The organism is Providencia sp. M-27, assembly GCF_011077905.1.
GTDB classification, from domain to species: domain Bacteria; phylum Pseudomonadota; class Gammaproteobacteria; order Enterobacterales; family Enterobacteriaceae; genus Providencia; species Providencia huaxiensis.
Genome location: NZ_JAALBT010000016.1, coordinates 1 through 19,634 on the forward strand (window position 1 = coordinate 1; position 19,634 = coordinate 19,634).

The following is a 19,634-nucleotide window of genomic DNA, read 5'->3' on the forward strand; positions in this document are numbered from 1 at the left end:
AGTAGAGTAGGCTGAAGAGGATCAATCAGATAATCCGCTGAGAAAGATTTTCTTCTTTACATCTTTGGCATTTTATCAACCAGAAATTCCGGATACCCTTTTTTAATAAATCAGGTAGCTGTTTTAAGCTATAAAACCGATTAGCGGCATCTGGGTATTTTAACCCGTAGCCTAACTCCCCAGTTTGGTGAAGCATCGTAATATCACTGCGTTTAAGTACCCATGCTAATGCCGTACCTAACCCGACATTATTGGTTAACAGTACAGGTTTATCCGCTAACTGGCGATGATACTTCGCAATCACCTCTTGCGGGGTATTATTACTGGCAATACGCGATGGGATGATATGACCCACCGTTAAACTAATTGCCACCGTACACATTGCAGCTAAATACCAAAACCGTTGTTTGAAAGAGACCAAGGCAACCAATAACCAAAAAATAAACGCGCCCGCGGCTAACCATAACTTCCCACTTTCATCGGCCTGAAACACGCTCAGTTTAGGGTAATAAGCAGAAGCAATAATTCCCCCAGCAATAACGCCACCTATCAGTGTGTTAATCAATGCATTCAAACGAATAGGCCGTGTTTTTTTCTCCGTAAGTATTTTTTCAATGTAGGCAGCCATAAGAACCGCAATTGGTGCAATACATGGCAAAATATAGGTCAGTAATTTCCCTTTAGTAATACTGAAGAAAACAAATGGCACAATAAACCACAATAGAAAATAAATATGTAACCCTTTTTGTTGCCATGCATGGCGTAGCGCACCAAAAAGGTAACCTAACCAAGGTAATACCGCGGCGAGCAAAATAGGAATATAAAACCAAAATGGGGATTTATTTTGCGCATTATTCGCCATAAAACGTTGAATATGCTCAACCCAGAAGAAATAATTCCAGAAATCAGGCTCACGGCTGGCAATAACAAAAGCCCAAGGCAAGCACACGACAAAAGCAGTAAATAGCGAGACAAATGAAAAAATAAACACTTCTTTGAATTGCTTAAAGTAAATAGCTGCAACCGAACAAACAAGCACAGGCAGCACTAACACAAGAAAGCCTTTTGTTAATACCCCTAACCCACAAGCTACCCCCATCATGATAAAAGCGAGCAATTGATGAGAGAAGGATTTTGTTGTTAACCCCCATTGGAAAAAGAAAATTACCATTGTGATAAATGCTGTCACGATGGGGTCAAGAATATTGTAGGTGCCGATAGTAAAAACCATCAACATGGAAAGATAAATAAACACCGCATTGAAAGCGAGCCGTGAGTTTTTCCAAGCCATTTTGGCACTGAGGTAAACAAATAGCCCACTGACTAATGTGCTAAATACCACGCCAAGGCGAACCGAAACGTTGTTTTCACCAAATAACATTTGGAAAATAGCCCCGACCCAATAACCAAAAATAGGTTTTTCAAAATAGCGGATATCTAAAAGTTCAGGAACGCTCCAATTATAACTAATAATCAATTCCCGGCTAATTTCTGCATACCGTAGTTCATCTGGTTGCCACAATAACCTACCGTTTAACGGTAAAAAATAGGTTACTAGAACAAAACCAAATAACAGACACCATTTTAGGTAGGCAACTTTATTGTTTGCCATAATCATCTCATCTCAACCATTCTTGTTATTGATATTTAATAATTTTATTTCATCTGAACAAACATACTCTTTTTATGTAGCTATTATCGTTATGCCAATTAAACCCCATTTAAACAAGTCAAAAGTTGATTGGTATAAATATCGCTGTATATAAACAATTAATAAATGGAAACTCCATTTTATCGATAAAGAGATAAGAATTGCAGATTAAGACTAAATATATAAAGAATAGTTCAGTCTTTAAAAATAAGGTAAACATTAATGTGTTCTTAATATTAACCATTAATACAGAAACGTGTACCGCGGTCTATAAACAACAAAACCGGCCAGGGCATTCACCATAACCGGTTATTATTCATACCAAATAGTTCTATTTAGCCGCGACGAGTGCTTGTTCAAGGTCGGCTAGAATATCATCGATATGCTCTATTCCAATTGATAAGCGGATCATGTCTCGGGAAACCCCTGCTTGTGCTAACTCTGCATCATTAAGTTGACGATGCGTCGTTGATGCAGGGTGGCAAGCGAGTGATTTAGCATCACCAATATTCACCAACCGCACAATCAGTTTCAAAGCATCAATAAAGCGCGCCCCCGCTTCTTGTCCACCTTTAATACCGAACGACATAATACTGGCTGGTTTACCGTTCATATATTTTTGCGCCAAACCATGTTCAGGGTTACTCGGTAGCCCTGCATATTTTACCCACTCTACTTGTGGATGATTTTCGAGGTAGTTCGCCACTTTTAGCGCATTTTCGGTATGCCTATCCATTCTTAGCGCGAGGGTTTCTAAACCTTGTAAAATCAGGAATGCATTAAACGGTGATAATGCAGCACCCGTTCCGCGTAATGGCGCAACACGGCAACGAGCAATAAAGGCCGCTGCGCCAAAATGTTCGGTATAACTGACGCCATGATAAGCCACATCCGGCTCTATCAATAACGAAAAGCGATTCGGGTATTTTGTCCATGGGAACTTACCTGAATCAATAACCATTCCACCAAGTGATGTGCCGTGACCACCGATATATTTGGTCAATGAATGAACCACGATATCTGCGCCATGTTCAAATGGACGACATAAATACGGTGTCGCCACCGTGTTATCGACAATCAAAGGAATACCATGGCGGTGCGCAACTTCAGCGAGTGCTGCAATATCAACAATAAAGCCCGCAGGGTTTGAAATCGACTCACAAAAAATAGCCCGCGTCTTATCATCAATCAGCGCATCAAATGCAGCGAGATCGTCATGCTCCGCAAACCGTGTTTCAATGCCTAAGCGCGGCAGAGCATGGGCAAATAAGTTATAGGTTCCACCATACAATTTAGCGACAGAAACAATGTTGTCCCCTGCTTGTGCGATAGTTTGAATCGCATAAGTAATTGCCGCCATACCGGAAGCAACAGCTAAACCAGCGACACCACCTTCAAGCGCAGCAACACGTTGCTCTAGAACATCATTCGTTGGGTTCATAATTCGCGTGTAAATATTACCCGCGACTTTTAAATCAAAGAGATCGGCACCGTGCTGAGTATCGTCAAAAGCATAAGAGGTGGTTTGGTAGATTGGCACGGCAACGGACTTAGTGGTAGGGTCAGGAGAGTAACCGGCGTGAATCGATAATGTTTCTAATTTCATTAGTTATCCTTGTTACGACGCACTGGAATAGGTACAGCCAGAGGTAGTGATTACGTTATTATGATGCTGTGATAACCTTAGATATTACCTAAGCCGCTACACCGAGCAACTACTTGCACTTGAAATTATTTCACATTGATAGATGTGGTGAGGGTGATTATCACACTCTTCAGCTTAAAAATTAGTTATATCAATGTCTATCCTTATAACCTATTTCATATTGATATAAAAAAAGCCACAACCTTTACAGGTCATGGCTCTGCGTCTTATAAAACTTTATTTATAATTATAGAAAAGCACCATAAATAACTGAAGTAATAGAAGCTAGCCCACAAATAAAGGTGAATATTTGGGCAGGCTTTGACGTACTGTATTTCTTCATTGCAGGAACAATATTCATCGACACAACAGGTAGAATGAATAGGATAGCGGCAATCATTGGTGCCCCCATCGTTTCAATCATGCCTAAAATACTTGGGTTACGAATAGTCACAATCCAGGTTGTAATCACAATAAACAACATGGATGCCATTTCAATTTTCTTCACAGAGAAAGAAGAACGAGATTTAATTAACCCAACTAAACCTTCGTGAGCCCCTAAGAAGTGACCAAAGTAACTCGATACAATCGCAGCAAAAGCAACAATTGGCCCTAAATAAGACAAGATTGGCGATGGATTGATATTCGCGATATGTGATAACACACTGATATTTTGTTCTTTCGCAACGGCAAGCTCTGCTGGGCTTAGTGATAACACCACAGAGAAAACGAAAAACATCACAAAGCCTGTCAGCATTAATGCAGCACCACCCGTGATCATATCTGTTTTCACAATAGCATTATTACCAAACTGCTGACGTTGGTCTTTAGTAAATTGACTGATGATTGGGCTATGGTTAAATGAGAATACGATTAGTGGGATCGCCATCCAAACAACCACAGGCATTGCACTCCAATCAGGAGCCACCTCTAACATTGACGTATTCCATTCAGGAATTAAATATAATGATAAAGCTAATAAAATGAACACCAGAGGGTAAACCATTAGAGAAGTAAGCTTTAACATAAGCTCACGACCAAACACCACCCCAGCAGTCATTGCAGCAATCAGAACCCCAGACAGCAACCATCGTGGCAGTGGTTCTATTTCGAGTTGATTTACCAAGAACGAATCAACGGTATTTGTGATACCTACACCGTAAATCAATACGATAGGGTAAATAGCGAAGAAATAAGCAAACGTAATAATATTTGCGCCTACTTTACCAAAGTGCTCTTCTACCGTATCTGTAATATCAGCATTTGGATTTTTTGAAGATAAAACAAAGCGTGCTAGCCCTTTATGAGCTAACCAAATCATTGGAGTTGCAATTATTGCCAATATTACTAATGGCCAAAACCCCCCGGCCCCTGCTTTAATTGGTAGAAATAAAACACCAGCCCCCACTGCGGTACCGAATAAAGAAAGTACCCAAGTAAAATCCTTATAGGTCCAATTACTAACAGGTTTATCTGCTGTATCTACTGTTTTTTCAATTGTGCTCATCTTGTGTTCTTCATCATTAACGTTATTAAAATAAGATGTGCAGATTTTGCATTAAATAAGCAACAGTGCCTAATTTAATTACGCTATTTTTTTCAACTTTTTGGCGTAGATCTCGTTAATAACGTAAAAAAAATAAATACCACGTAATTATTCTGTGAATAAATAATTTCGCAATTAATTAAAAAAGTAAATTTTAGATATAAAGTATTTAATTTTTAATTTGAAAAATGGCTGAGCCATTTGCTCAGCCATTTTTTTACCTGAAAAACTGAAGTTTTATAGGTAGACCGGAACTAATATTTCTGTCGCAATCACCACCACAACCAATCCAACTAATACTGGAATTGACGTTCTTTTTACCACTTCAAAAGGAGAGATTTTTGCCATACCAGATACGGCCACGACCACACCTGATACAGGCGATAAAGTCCGTCCTAAGTTAGAGGCTTGCAACATTGGGATCACTAAATAAGCAGGATTGACGCCCATTTGTTTTGCTAAATGAGGGATTAGCTCAACAAACGCATAGAACGGTGCATTCCCCGAGCCCGTTGTCATCGCAGCTAACATCGTAATCACGACCAAGGCAATCATCATCACAATTGCACCTGAACCAAATGATTGTGCGAGGTCAATTAGCCCTTTGATGAAACCAATGGTGCTTAAACCCTGAGCAAAGACCCCAGCGGCGACTAACAACATCACAACCGTTGCAAATGCATCGGCCATTCCTCTATAACAAACTTCTAAACCACCATAGACGTGTTTAGCGCTGAAGCTGCGTAAGAACTCAATGACTGCCGCTAAAATAATGCAGCCAACAATAATAGTTACAATATGCAATTCAGGCGCCCATTTACCATCAAACACTAAAACACCGATAATTGGCGTAAAAGGTAAGATAGCGTAAAAAGCAGGTGCGTGTGTTTTGATTTCATTGACGTCTAACATTTCTGTTTTGACGTTCTCTTTTCTGTCTAAATAACGTTGCCAGAAGAAGTGTGCAATTGACATTGCCACAATTGCCGCAATAGAAATCGGTAAGGTTGTTTTAAACGCAAAATCAATTAATGGCATTTCAGCTGCTTTTGCCGCCAAAATAACGTCACCGGATGTTGGCGCTAAAATAATTGCCGCTGGCGATGCACAAATTGCCGCTGCTGCACCACGACTGATCCCAACATTCACCATGACAGGGAATAACGTCGCCATCAGTAATACACCAAGGCCTGTCGCAGAGGAAACCGCTAACGACATCAAGCATGCCACAATATAAGCGGCAACCATCAACAAATAGGGGGAGTTGATCATTTTTAATGGCTTAGAAGCAATTTTTACCACAACATCATTTGCCCCAATGTGAGTCATATAAGATGCAAACCCACATAACACCATGATCATCATACCAAGGTCGCCACCTCGGCTCATTAATAGGAATTTTATGTATTCCAGAATATCTGTTACGCGCCACCCCGTCGTCGGAACAGAACCTGGTAAAATACTTTTGCCCATAATCGCAGTAATGATCAGAAGTAAAATACCCCCTGTCATTAGCACACCCGTTGCGGAATATCCTTTTATGATATAACGCCCAACGCCAATGGCGACAATAACGCCGATTAAGAGCTCAATCATTTATTTCTCCTGCCTGTCTTATTTTGTAATTATAAAAAATCACTCTGCCTAATCATTAAGCAAAATTCACTGACTATGATCATATCAACAGATGATTTTTAATATAGAAATACGTTAAAACACAAGAGGAATAAATAAAAAATCTTTTTTAGGCGGCAGTTTACAGTCGATATCCCCATATATTAATAAAGAATAGGAAGATCAGCTTAGTTTAGCTATGTCATGTTTTTCACATTAAGGAGGGAAATTGATTAACTAAATAACTCATAAATCATATCACCAAAAAAACCGCGATATTGCAGATAACGAATTTGCTTACTTTTTTCTTTAAAGTCTTTAGGAATACTATCCCCAAATTTCTTACTGCGTACCAGTGCGGCCTTTTCAAACCAATCTACATCTATAGTGGCAAAATGTTTTTCCACAATCGTTTCAGTAAAACCTTTCTGTCGCATTTCTTGTTTTATCCGCAATGGCCCATATCCCTTGCGCAGATAACCTTGCATTAATAGCCCTGCGACACGGTCGTCATCAAGAAAATGTTGCTCACTTAATCTTTCAAGCACCAATTCAATTAAAGGCTCATCAATAATACCTTCATTTTTCTCATACATACGCCGTTTCATACGCGCAAATAGCTCAGCTTTCCCATAATCACGGCGGGAAAGCATAAACAAGGCATATTGGTAAAGCTCGGTTTCATTCATGGCGTTAAACTTTCATCATTAAATTGGGCGCATTGCGCGCCCAGTCTAACATAAACCTTTGTACTCTAGCTTGAATAAGTATGTGATTCGGCTGGCTGAGCGCAGTCAACACCCATGCAGTTTGAATCGTGACGCGTATATACTCTAAATAATTCAAGTTGCATGTAGGCGACAAACGAAGACAGACCGATGAGCATACATAAGTATGTGATTCGGCTGGCTGAGCGCAGTCAACACCCATGCAGCTTGAAGTATGACGAGTATGACAAGTTAGTGAACTTGAGCGCCACTTAACAATTTATATATCGTATCAGGAGTATAACTGCCATCTTGGAAATAAATTGTCCAATCCGTAATATCGTCGCGCGTTAATGGATAAACTTCCCCTTCTTGCATATTTTTCACATAAAAAGGATGGTTAATTAAACGCCCTTCAAACTGGTCACCATTCCAAGAAACGGGTTCAAACCACATATGTTCATGACCATCGAAGTCTTCTTCTGCGTCATGATAGCCAATACCGCATTTCACCAAAAAGCGCCATTCTGAATCTTCAGCGTCCTCGTTTTTACCGAGGAATTTGGCAAAGAAACCTTTCTTCTGAGCCACTGGCTTTGGCCCGTAGTTATCTAACATATGCGTGAAATATTCCCAACGTAATTTGGCTTTACGGGACATATCAGCGGTTTCTTCATCTGTACGCATAAACATCATCGCGTTTTGGTCTTCAAAGCCTTCAAAGAAACTTTCTAATACAGGGTTTTCTTGTGTCACACGGAACAACATCGCGGATGGGTGCTGATGAGATTCATCTCTATCATGCCAATCTCCCATAAAGCGCTCTGATGACGCATCTCCAAACTCGAAATTCATCTCTTCAAGTGGCTTCAAGTCATCAATTGGCGTTGATTTACCCACGTGCAACAGACCTTCTTCGAACGGTACTGCAACTAAATACTCATAGCCTGCTTGGGTTTGACCAATAAAAATAGGTTCATTAAACACGATTTTTCCGTGAGTAATACTGTTATTTACGAAGCTCCAAAACAGTTCGGGAATACCATAATAAGAAGCGATCGGGTGAGGTATAATAATTTCCGCTTCAGATAAACCACAGCGAGCCAAACCGTGCGTATGGAACCAATACATGGTCGGGGCGCGCTCTTCTTCTGGCTTGTCTTCATTATCTTCTTGGTCATAAATGGCATGAACAACATATAAAGAATCAATACTTGGCATTAAGTCATCAATGAGTTGGAAATTAAGCCACTCACGAGTAAACACTTTCCCTGCGGCAGAAATATCCAGGCCCAGTAATAAATCGGGTACCAAGATTTGAATGACCTTCAGCTGCTGAAGGTAATTAACCAATGGTTGCCCTTGAAATAAGCACTCAACAATCACCGCTTGAGGGGCTGCGCTTGCCTCTGCGTACAGTTCGGGGCTGATTGGGTCAGTGGCAAAATAAGGGTTGATAGTATATTCCGGGTCGCTATCCACTAAAGCGATATAAAAACGTAATTCTTCTTCATCTTTTTTACAGCTAAAGAAAAAGCCGCCGTCCTCTGGAATATAATCTATTTCGCCATCAGTAAAATACGTTTGCTCTTCTAAACGCTGCTCAAGTAATAAAGACGTCAGCTCAGAGCCTGGGACAGCAACCATCATAGATGCTTCTTTCTCGCCCTCACCTGCTGCGGTATCAAGGTAATATTGTTTATTATTCATTTTCAGACCTATTAATAAGTGACTCTGGCGAGGATATCAGCTTATATTCATTAAGAATATTGTGATTATTCTTAACAAACAGAGATTGTGATTTGATCCTTCATATTGTAACTAAGTTAATAAATAATCATTATTCGACAATCAGTTATTCTACTTTTCATACTGTATTGACTGAGGCACAATAATGCTCTTTCTTTAGTTTGCTTTAAATTGATAAAGCAAAAAGTTCTATTTCAATAAAGGTAATTCAAATATGGCTGATTTAACCAAAGCACAAAAAGAATATGTCGATGACCTCGCAATGCAACGTGTTTTCGATATGAACAGCGATGAAGTGTTGGTCAACGCCTTAGAACAAAAAATTCACCAAATGGAAGACCATTTGAAAGCCTATTTTCATGAGCGTGTTAAGTTTCATCAGCAAACTAAAAAATAGCCTTTTCCCCGCTCAGTGCCGATGCTGTTTATGATATCGGCACCTGTTTTGCCCCTTTTGAGCGGCTATTCTTAAATAAACAATAAACGCATATTTATTTGGTTCTATTTATCAACAAAAAAGCATTAAGCGCCATCTAAAAATGGGCCTCTAATGATAGAATTATCATCATCACTGTACGACTAATAACAATTTATCTATTACACTTCTTTTTTGTCCAAATATTGAGCCAATTTTATGAAACGCATTCAATTCAGTACTGCACTGATCCTTTCTTCTATTATGAGCATGTCTGTGAGCTTTGCTGATAGCGATCGCCCATTATTTTCAGTCTCTGTAAGTGAATCTGGAGTACCCCAAAATAACAGCGAAGGCGGCATTACTCGTTCTTCTACCTCAGAGTCACGAGTACTGCCGATTTGGGGCGATGAAGCCCGTGCTCGAGGGTATGATTTACCGGAACCATTTGGGGCAAGTTATGGTTATATGAATCTCCGCCAAGACATTATCGTCGATAAGATTGGCTTTAACTCTGATACACGATTAGGACAAGGCCTTCTTTCTAACATTTTAGTTGAAACAGGTCATACCCGAGAAAAAAATGAATCACATATGCTAAAGCTGGATGCTTGGGTTCTACCATTCATGAATATTTACGGTGTTTATGGAAAAACAAAAGGTTCATCTAAAACTAATATCTCTGGTATATATATGAAAGGGCAACCTAACCCAATGTGGGAGAACTTACCTTTTTCATTGGATTTTAAAGGAAAAACATACGGAGGTGGGGTAACCTTTGCTGGTGGATATAACCAATTTTTTGGAACATTAGACCTAAACTACACTAAAACAAACCTTGATATCTTAGATGGTGATATTACCGCTTTTGTTATGACACCCCGTATTGGATACGAATTTGTGTTCGAGCCATTGATTAGTGGTCAAGGGAATACCAAAGTTCAAATTTGGACTGGTGCCATGTACCAAGATATCACTCAGCGTTTTAAAGGTGACGTTAGTAAATTGAACCTTCCCGAAGAACTTGATTTCTTCATGAATGATCCTGCAATGAAACCCATAGTAGGCAATGTTAAATTCGATGTTAAACAGCATCTTGCCCATAAATGGAATAATACCGTTGGTGCTCGAGTTGAACTGACTCGAAATTTTAATGTATTAACCGAAATCGGCTTTAACAACCGTAACAGCTTCTTTATTTCTGGGGAATTCCGTTTTTAATGTGGCATTCCGCAATTATTCAAAGGCTGGCCTTGCTCAGCCTTTTTATTATTTTTCCCGCTAAAGCTGATTTCCTTCCCGATCGCCAGCAAATCGATGGCTGGCTAAACGATCTCGGGGGGGAAAATAGCTTTGATGAAAGTAAAACTGTTGATTGGGGCATATTGCCAGGGCCATTTTATACCCCCGAAATGGGCATTGGTATTGGTACCGCTCTGGTTGGTTTATATCGAATAGATAAAGAAGATAAACAAACCCAGCCATCGTCTATTGGCTTAAGCGGTTTTGCGTCGTCTACAGGTGCATTTGGCTTAAATTTTACCAATTATAATTTTATTGATAACGACCAGTGGAGATTATTTATTTCCGGCACAATTAACAATATTCCCACTTATTATTGGGGTAAGGGATATTCTGCAGGGAAAAACGATCACAATAAAGAAAAGTACCATTCCCAAGAGTTCCAAATAACCCCAAGAGCCTTATACCAACTGGCTGATTCTACTTATGTTGGGCTCGGTTGGAACTTTTCGTCAATCAACGCCAGCGATCCTGATGATGGCGCCAAACACTATTTCTCCAATTCAATTGGGGGTCGCTCGGTATTAAATTCAGGCATCAGTGCATATTACAGTTATGATACTCGTGATTTTTTGCCTAATGCCTACCAAGGACAAGCTTTCGAAGTGGTTTATACCTATTTTGCCCCAAATCTAGGGAGTGACACTCGTTTTCAAACCACCCAATTGCAATATGCGTACTATCATCAGTTAGCCGAAGAGACTGTTATTGCGTTCGACAATTATGCAAGGTTTTCAAGCGGAAATGTACCGTGGAACCAGCTATCATTACTCGGTAATGGTAACCGTATGCGCGGGTATTACGAAGGCCGCTATCGTGATAACAATATATTCACCAGCCAAATTGAGCTTCGCCATAAACTCGATTGGCGCCATGGTATTGTGGGTTGGTTAGGAACAGGAACCATGAGTGATACGGCGTCCGAATTAGGCCAAGGGCATTGGTTACCTACCGTAGGTGTAGGCTATCGTTTTGAATTTAAACCAAGAATGAATGTCCGTTTGGATTTAGGTGTCGGCCGCAACAGTACAGGGATCTATTTTCAGGTTGGGGAGGCATTCTAATGTCCAAATGGGTTACACCAATAGGGATTGCGCTTTTATTAGCCGCCTGCCAAAACCATGACAAACTAGAATTGCCCACTATTGAGCCAGTCGTTACCCCTTATACCGTTGAGGAGGCCTCACAAGCTTGGCCTGTTATTGCTTCTTTAGCCCCTCCACAAGGTTTACGGGCTTGCTGCGCTTTCGGCTACAACTTGCAAGCTGAACTATGGGGACTACCTGTCCCGTTTTACACTATCGATAATATTGTTGAAGCAGATAGCCTCGGTGAACATCATTATAATGACAGCTTTTTAGGTGCCTCTGCGGCATTAATGGGGCTCAGTAATGAAAAAATAGGCTTACTCTATACGGATAAAAGCGGGTTTATTGATATTTCCCATGTCAGAGATACTGCAGATTATACTTTTTATTTATTTAGCCAAATTTATCCACGCCTTGGTCAACAATGGTCGCTATCTCTTAGTGAGGAGCTAGCGGATAGACAAATACATTTCAGCGCATTTGAACCGCCACAATCTGCTGAGCAGCGCTATACCCTTAGTGCCTATTTAGCCGCAAAATTAGCTTTTCAACTCGCTGTATGGCATGAAATTGCGCAGTGGTATGGTTACCAATCTGTACCAGGGTTTTCTGAAGGGATTTCCGCATTTTCCCCTGAAGACCTGTACTCCAATTTACTCGGTTCTCGTCTGGCCTTAACCCTGATACTACAAGGCCGAGCTGGCTCTTTAGCCACTTACTCTCAATCAATGGAAAAGATTCTTCCACTGGCTCTTCACCAGCTAGGCAGCAAAGATAGAAAAACCACACGGAAAACATTTGATAGCGTTGATGGTTTGTGGTGGAACAGTTACCGTAGAGTACCGGAGAAATTTCTTGTTTTAACAAGAGATTACCATACAAATGACCAACGTTATCCTTTGATGCCCCCACAAATTATGCCATCTGAAGGTTTACTTTTAACCTTGCCCGAACGCTACCTCAAATATGATTTGTCATTACTCGCGCAACTGCGCTTGCTCCCTACTGACAATATGAAGCAACTTCCCAAGCCTGTCTCTTATTGGACGGTGGCCGATTTTCCAAAGTTGGCGGAAGATGCGAAGCAACAAGATTTACTGCAACAAGTTTTAAAGCCTTAATCAGCAGATTTGTGATATTCATGTAAACCGCTTTATCGGACTTTGTCCTGTCATTACCGCACTTAGAATTTTAAGTTAAATGTCACTTTTTACTCATTTGCAGATAATAATGTTATTTCACTTTTACCGCCTCGATAGACTTTAATAAAACGATGAAGATCTCATTTTGGTTAAAAAATAGACATTCAATCGCTTATTTTTCAGACAAAATAACCCTATAATAACTGAATGAATAGTATGAATTTTAATCAAATTTAACTTAAGTTAACGCTAGGCGCCACGAGAATAAACAGTTTAATTTATCATTCATCACATGAAAATATACCAATAGAAACATTCAACCATGCAAAAACAGCAAGATCATAATAATTGAAAAAAGTCTACAAAATAATACAGAAATTTCCCTAATGTCACCCGGATAAATGTAGCTCGTAAAAAATTAATCTGCTAATATTCGCTCGAATTTTGTTCAGAGATACTTAGGAGAAGCAAATGCCCTCTCGAACGATGAGGACAAACGCCGTCTTCGCTTTCTTATTTTTACTTTTATTTTCGAGCCTGAGTATGGGCTCCACCAGTACCAGCACAATGCTCAATAAAGAGTATACTAATAAAACTGTGCAGCAGAATGTAAGTCAGGCTAAAACCTCACTCCCTGATTTACGTAAATACCCTTCTGGTACGCCTCGAAAGAAAGCATTTTTGAAAACGGTTGTCCCTGTTATAGAAAAAGTGAATAAGCAGATTATGGCTGAACGTACTTGGTTGTTATCAGTACGAGCTAACAAGAAGTGGAGCGCCCAAGAGTTGCGCCGTCTTGAACAAATCTGTAATAGCTATGGTATGAAATGTAGTAATCCAAAACGTTTAAATTGGAACAAACTATTGAGTCGAGTCGACATCATGCCAACACACTTAGTTGCAACACAAGCAGCAACAGAGTCTGGTTGGGGTACATCACAACTCGCTCTGCAAAACGGTAACTTATTTGGTATGCGCTGCGGTAGTGGCTGCCAGACCAAACAAGGAAAGATTAAAGGCTATTCTACATATTCTTCTGTAGAAGATACCGTTACTGCTTATATGAAAAACATGAATACCCATAACGCTTATGAATCTCTACGAACTTCACGAGCAAAGCAGCGCTTATCAAAAGATGAGCTGGATACGAAAAAGCTAATCAATGATATGAAGGGGTACTCAGAGTTAGGTTCAACCTATAACCGCTATTTACAAGAGATGTACGCGAGTAATGAAGAATTGATTACACAAGCTCAACAAAAAGCAGCCACTCGCATTTAATGTTGTATCACCAGGTACAAGACATGAAAAATCCACTTAACTAAGTGGATTTTTTTTATCCCTCACAAACCGCATTGAACTTATTTTACTCATTCAACCAATTTGATTTTTTAGATTTACTCTATTGCTCTAAATAGTTCGAGTGGTGGCGAGGCGGCAAGAGAGGATATCCCTAGGAGCATACATAAGTATGTGACTAGGGTAGCTGAACGTAGCCAACAAAGTCACCGCTCGAAATATGACGAGCAATATGACAAGCAATATTCTGATTGCATAGAAAAAGAGATCAAATATCATATACCCTAACCTTCTAACAAAATAATTAACATCTTTGAGTCTAATATGAATTTCTTCTCTTTTGAGTTTCTTGGCTCTTTCTTGATTTTTTTTCTTATTTATTGGGGTTGTCAGCCCAGTGCAAAGTTACAAAATGGCTTATTAATCACTGCTAGCTATTTTTTTGTTTATTCATTTAGCCCTGACTTTGCTTATATCTTATTTAGCTACACACTGATTATTTATTTGCTTACCAATGTGGCAACTAATTGGCTTTCGAGTAGATGGATATACGGTATTCTTACCGCGGTCATTGTTGGATTCTTTACCACCTTTAAATATTATTCATTCTTCCAAGAGACCATTCAGCAAACTCTCGATAAATTTGGTTTTAGTGTTGGTCTTCCTATATTGGAAATACTCGCACCACTTGGGCTGTCCTTTTATGTATTCCACTCGGTTAGCTATACAGTATCGGTTTGTCGCAAAGAAATTCCTAAAGCCGATTTCTTTGATGTAACACTGTATCTTGCATTTTTTCCGAGCATCGTCGCAGGGCCAATCAACCGCGCAAAGAACTTTCTTCCCCAAATACAAGCGGAAAGCCGTGAGATTTTAGATCCTCGAAAAGCCATATTGCTTATTTCATTAGCACTAGTGAAATTGTTTTTATTTAGCTCATACTTGTCTGAAAATTTTGTCAATCCAGTCTTTGACACTCCCGTGGGTTACAGTGCGGGGGAGATCCTAGTAGCAACCTATGCCTATGCTTGGAATATTTACTTTAACTTCTCAGGTTATACCAATCTGGTGACGGGCATCGCGTTATTATTAGGATTTAGAGTCCCTGTTAACTTTAATGCGCCTTATTTAGCTGCAAATTTAAAAGAGTTTTGGGCACGTTGGCATATCAGCTTATCGACCTTTATTCGCGACTATGTTTATATTCCTCTTGGCGGTAACCGTAAAGGTTTTAGCCGTATGAACACCAATGTATTCCTTGCGATGGTCATTTCAGGATTATGGCACGGCGCAGCAATGACATTTGTCGTTTGGGGAGCCATTCATGGACTAGGAATTGTGCTACTCAATCTTAAGAGTTTATGCATGGAAAAACTAGGGTGGACCCAAGTAATCCCAAATAAGACATTATCAGTTTGGGTATCACGAATTATAACTTTCCATTTCGTTTGTTTTGCGTGGATTTTCTTCCGTAGTGCCTCATTTGATGATGCACTGTTAATGGTCAATCAAATCATTGCCCCTGGTTTTATCGCTTCTATTAATGCAAGCTTAGGGTTATTAGTCGCGTTTTGGCTACTGTTGATTGCCTACCCTTATTTTGTACAAGGCTACCATTATGTGGCAAAAAAATACCAAACCATTCCTTGGTATTATTATCCTATTCCGCTCGCGATTATTCTAACCATTATGTTTATGCTTTCTCCTTCAGGTATGCCGGGGTTTATTTATGCTAACTTCTGAGTTTAAAAATACCCTAATCAAAGTTGGACAGATTTTATTTATTGTCCTAATTGCTGGCCTATTATTAATTTGGTTGAATCAAAGCTCGCTAGAACGATTTTGGCAACAAAAATATCACCAAGATACCCCATGGTCGAAAATGGCAGGTAATCCTATCTGGGATTATGGCGCTTACTTACATGATGGCGCGCTTGAGGCAGGAAGCCTATTCACTTACTACGCATCAGGACAAAAAGCGCAGGAAGACAAACAGGCCGCGGCGCTCGCACTGGCCAATAAAGATAAAAAACTCAATTTCCCCAAAGAGTTTCAAATTGGTCTTCACTTCGTAAATGGCTACATTTATCCGGCTGAAAGCTTATCGGTTACCTTCCCTGAACGGCTGAAACGACCACAAGCTTGGGAGAAAAACCAGAAAATTAGCTTTGGCGGTTTCACAATCAAGAAAGATCAGCCAATCGTGGCAAAACATATTGCCAATATCGAAAAAGGCCAACAAGTTCTGTTTGCGGGGGACTCCATGATGCAAGGCGTCGCTCCACATGTTAAAAACATGCTCTTGAAAAAATATAATATCGATAGCATTAATCTAAGTAAGCAAAGCACAGGGCTGGCATATCCACGCTTTTTTAATTGGCCCCAAACCATTGCCAAGGCATTGAATGATAACCCCAACATTAAGGTTTTAGTGGTTTTTTTAGGGCCTAACGACCCTTGGGACATGCCACCACAAACGGGTTATAAATACGTCAAATTTAAAAGTGAAGATTGGGAAAAAGTGTACCGTGAGCGGATTAGTGATATAATATCGACCGCTCGCCAGCACAATGTTGATGTTATTTGGGTTGGCCCACCTAATATGCGTAAAAATACGCTCTCCGATGGTATGAAATTCTTAAGTAGCCTCTATCAATCTGAAATTGAGGATAACGGTGAAATTTACTTTTCGGTCAATGACGTCTTTAAATATCAAGGCGATACCTATTCTGACTATATCGGTGATGCAAGCAGTACCATTAAATTGCGAAGTGGTGACGGGATCCATTTCAGCGGAAAAGGCCAACAACTGATTGCTGAAAAAGTATTCTCACTCATTCATTTCGAAGAAGAGGAAGAAAAGGAACCTCATGAAACTGAACAAACTGTGTCAAGCTAAGTCCAAAATATTAGCGGGTAGCGTGATTGCGCTTTTGTCGCTGGGATTATTGTCTTGCCAGAACACATCAGACAAAACTCGCACAACTAGCTTGCCTAAAAACCAGCCTGCGGTTGCACAAGGGCAGCTGGTCAATAACGCAGAGCCTAATTTGCCACAGTTGGCGAATAAGTTACGCCAAGGCAACCAGCAAGTACACATTGTCCAAATTGGCGACTCACACACCGCTGCTGACTTTTTCAGCGGCAATTTAAGAACATTATTTCAGCAACGCTATGGGGATGCAGGCCCAGGTTTCATTCCACCTATATCAGTGCCGGGGCAACGAACAGCAACCATTAACCGCACGAGCGAGAAGAAAGAGTGGTCGCTGGCTTCAAGTCGTAAAGATGAACGCTTTGATTACCCACTTGGTGGGCTAATCGCTGAGCCGCAAGCAGCCAACAGTAAAGTGGTGCTCAAGCCTTTACAGCCTGCGCTAGGGGCTTATCAGTTACAAACTCTATACCAAAGCACAGGTGATTCACAAATGCGTGTTGCTCCTGCGGTTTCCCCCAATGTTGCATTGCCAACCACAGGCAACCAGTGGGTATTTTCGTCCCCTGTCAATACCCAACTTCCGGCTCAGGTTACTGTTAATAAAGGTAATGGGTTAAAAATTGGCGGGTGGTTAGTGCGTTCGCAAAAACCAGGAGTCATGCTTTCAGCTCTTGGGCTCAATGGTGCAACATTGAGTATGACAGATAAATGGCAGCCACAATGGAGCGAAACCTTAGCGCAAATGTCCCCTGATATGGTGATTTTAGCCTATGGTACCAATGAGGCTTTTAACGATACGTTAGATTTAGCCGCTTACGAGCAAAATTTGCGCGCTAAAATTCGCTTAATTCGCCAACAAATGCCAAATAGCGTTATTTTACTTATCGGCCCGAATGATTCACTTAAATTTAATGATGCGGCGAGTTGCCAAGCTCAAATGCCAGTGAATTTAACGAGTGTGATTCAAATTCAAAAGGCGGTGGCCGCTCAGGAAAATACGCTATTTTGGGACTGGCAAGCCTTTATGGGAGGCCCTTGTTCAATTCGTACATGGGCAGCACAAGATTTAGCACGACCTGACAATGTGCATCTCTCCGTCGAGGGTTATAAGAAGAGTGCACAAGGGCTATATAATCAGTTAAGCCAAGTATTAAATTAATTACGGACTTAACACACAATGAGGCAGAGGTATTTTCAATATCCTCTGCCTTTTGATTTGTGACTATTTTTAATATTTAGCGCCTGAGCGTTGCCATTTCACTTTGGCTTTTTTCTTACTTATCTTTTTGTCACCCTAGAAATTCAATTCCAACATTAAAGTTAAAATAATTATTTCAAATAAAAACAATACATTAAGAACACTAAATTTGGAATAATACGGACTAATTGCGAATTTATTGCTCCCTCTAAAAAATATAAAAAATCGTGACCATTAATTAAATCAATATACCCCACATAAAATTAGTATCCCTACGTTCCTTTTAGTAAACCACATCGCTGTACGTTGAAGTTTATTAAGTAAGGAGGTAATAACAAATCGTTTTTCAGCTTATCCAAGCACATGGTTTGTTGTTAAAAATATGGAAACCGTGAACAATTCTTTGACACAACCAGAATAATTTTACGGTAGCAATCGTAGGTAATATTTATTTAGGTTCAAAAAATGTCGACTAATTTCTGTGTAAAATCGTTTCATTCTTATATTGAAAACCTATCCAATAAAATAAAAAATAGCTTTTATCTAACTCACTCTCTACTGTTTAAAGTGAGCTCAGGTGAAATTGAAATGCGGATAGAAGAAGGCCAATGGCAAAAGCTGACAACATCAGATATCTGTTTGCTTCCTAAAGGATCTTCAATTGAGATAATTAATCGTGATAGTCACAACCCGCTGGCTGCAGATATACTTCCCATGACCTCAGATATGTTAAAATCCTTTTACCAACAACATGCTGCATTATTTGTTGATAAGAAAATTGTTAATAAGAAAAAAACTCCCTCAATAAGTCAAATTTGCTGTACTAGCTTACAAGAAAACCCGATTATTGAAGATGTATTTCACGCTGCAATTAAAGAAGTTAACGCCCCTTCCAGCCATAATGTTATTCATATTCATTTAAGTTTTATTCTGTCCTTTTTTTTATTAGTGAATGAATTTACCTCTACACTATATGCATCAATCAATATCTCGATAAAAGACAAAGTGTATGACTTAATTTTTCATAGCGCTGGAAAACAGTGCCATACCCTAGATACTATTGCGAAAAAGCTCCATATGAGTTCCTCAACCCTTAAACGAAGACTTGCCAGTGAATATACGAGTTTTTCCAAAATTAGCTTAATGTCCCGAATGAATAAAGCGATGATATTATCGAGAACAGAAAATATGCCGATGACGCGTATTGCTCAAGAAGTCGGCTATGATGATGTTCCTTATTTTTTACTGGCATTTAAAAGTTTTCATTCCCAGCCAAATCTCACCTACCCTCTGTTTTAATACGCGATATCCCTTTTAATCATCTTCTATAAATACTTGAG

General features: G+C 39.8%; 15 protein-coding genes. 9 read left to right on the top strand and 6 right to left on the bottom strand.

What is annotated here, in order from left to right:
- Positions 1-25: 25 nt before the first annotated feature.
- From arnT to G6Q48_RS18020, 6 genes are all read right to left on the bottom strand, one after another.
- Positions 26-1,618 (bottom strand): lipid IV(A) 4-amino-4-deoxy-L-arabinosyltransferase, encoded by a 1,593-nt coding sequence (arnT, locus tag G6Q48_RS17995; protein WP_336431274.1) that lies wholly within the window; start codon positions 1,616-1,618, stop codon positions 26-28.
- Between the two features lie 364 nt (positions 1,619-1,982).
- Positions 1,983-3,257: a bifunctional O-acetylhomoserine aminocarboxypropyltransferase/cysteine synthase gene (locus G6Q48_RS18000; protein ID WP_102139168.1), complete on the bottom strand. Its 1,275-nt coding sequence runs from the start codon at positions 3,255-3,257 to the stop codon at positions 1,983-1,985.
- Positions 3,258-3,543: 286 nt separating this feature from the next.
- Positions 3,544-4,803, bottom strand: coding sequence for an aromatic amino acid transport family protein (locus G6Q48_RS18005; RefSeq protein ID WP_166267810.1), 1,260 nt, complete (start codon positions 4,801-4,803; stop codon positions 3,544-3,546).
- Between the two features lie 276 nt (positions 4,804-5,079).
- Positions 5,080-6,438 (bottom strand): anaerobic C4-dicarboxylate transporter DcuC, encoded by a 1,359-nt coding sequence (gene dcuC, locus G6Q48_RS18010; RefSeq protein WP_102139170.1) that lies wholly within the window; start codon positions 6,436-6,438, stop codon positions 5,080-5,082.
- A 251-nt stretch (positions 6,439-6,689) separates the two neighbouring features.
- Positions 6,690-7,145 (bottom strand): regulatory protein RecX, encoded by a 456-nt coding sequence (locus tag G6Q48_RS18015; protein WP_102139171.1) that lies wholly within the window; start codon positions 7,143-7,145, stop codon positions 6,690-6,692.
- Between the two features lie 270 nt (positions 7,146-7,415).
- A complete protein-coding gene (locus G6Q48_RS18020; RefSeq protein ID WP_166267812.1) occupies positions 7,416-8,873 on the bottom strand; it encodes a DUF4026 domain-containing protein in 1,458 nt (485 codons plus the stop codon).
- A gap of 253 nt (positions 8,874-9,126) precedes the next feature.
- Between G6Q48_RS18020 and G6Q48_RS18025 the strand changes: the two genes are divergently transcribed.
- From G6Q48_RS18025 to G6Q48_RS18065, 9 genes are all read left to right on the top strand, one after another.
- Complete coding sequence (locus G6Q48_RS18025; protein WP_102139173.1) at positions 9,127-9,309, top strand: hypothetical protein; 183 nt, start codon at positions 9,127-9,129, stop codon at positions 9,307-9,309.
- A 237-nt stretch (positions 9,310-9,546) separates the two neighbouring features.
- Positions 9,547-10,548, top strand: coding sequence for a hypothetical protein (locus G6Q48_RS18030; RefSeq protein WP_102139174.1), 1,002 nt, complete (start codon positions 9,547-9,549; stop codon positions 10,546-10,548).
- On the top strand, positions 10,548-11,693 hold the full coding sequence (locus G6Q48_RS18035) for a BamA/TamA family outer membrane protein (RefSeq protein ID WP_102139175.1): 1,146 nt from the start codon (positions 10,548-10,550) through the stop codon (positions 11,691-11,693). The genes G6Q48_RS18030 and G6Q48_RS18035 overlap by 1 nt, the downstream gene beginning before the upstream one ends.
- A complete protein-coding gene (locus G6Q48_RS18040; protein ID WP_166267814.1) occupies positions 11,693-12,838 on the top strand; it encodes a DUF4056 domain-containing protein in 1,146 nt (381 codons plus the stop codon). The genes G6Q48_RS18035 and G6Q48_RS18040 overlap by 1 nt, the downstream gene beginning before the upstream one ends.
- Before the next feature lie 492 nt (positions 12,839-13,330).
- Positions 13,331-14,140: a protein bax gene (locus G6Q48_RS18045; protein ID WP_166267816.1), complete on the top strand. Its 810-nt coding sequence runs from the start codon at positions 13,331-13,333 to the stop codon at positions 14,138-14,140.
- 342 nt (positions 14,141-14,482) lie between these two features.
- Entirely contained in the window at positions 14,483-15,901 is a 1,419-nt protein-coding gene (locus G6Q48_RS18050; RefSeq protein ID WP_102139195.1) for an MBOAT family O-acyltransferase, read from the top strand.
- Positions 15,888-17,057: an SGNH/GDSL hydrolase family protein gene (locus G6Q48_RS18055; protein ID WP_166267818.1), complete on the top strand. Its 1,170-nt coding sequence runs from the start codon at positions 15,888-15,890 to the stop codon at positions 17,055-17,057. Before G6Q48_RS18050 ends, G6Q48_RS18055 begins: the two co-directional genes overlap by 14 nt.
- Positions 17,029-18,255, top strand: coding sequence for an SGNH/GDSL hydrolase family protein (locus G6Q48_RS18060; protein ID WP_166267820.1), 1,227 nt, complete (start codon positions 17,029-17,031; stop codon positions 18,253-18,255). Before G6Q48_RS18055 ends, G6Q48_RS18060 begins: the two co-directional genes overlap by 29 nt.
- 627 nt (positions 18,256-18,882) lie before the next feature.
- Positions 18,883-19,593, top strand: coding sequence for a helix-turn-helix domain-containing protein (locus tag G6Q48_RS18065; protein WP_241098632.1), 711 nt, complete (start codon positions 18,883-18,885; stop codon positions 19,591-19,593).
- Positions 19,594-19,634 lie beyond the last annotated feature (41 nt).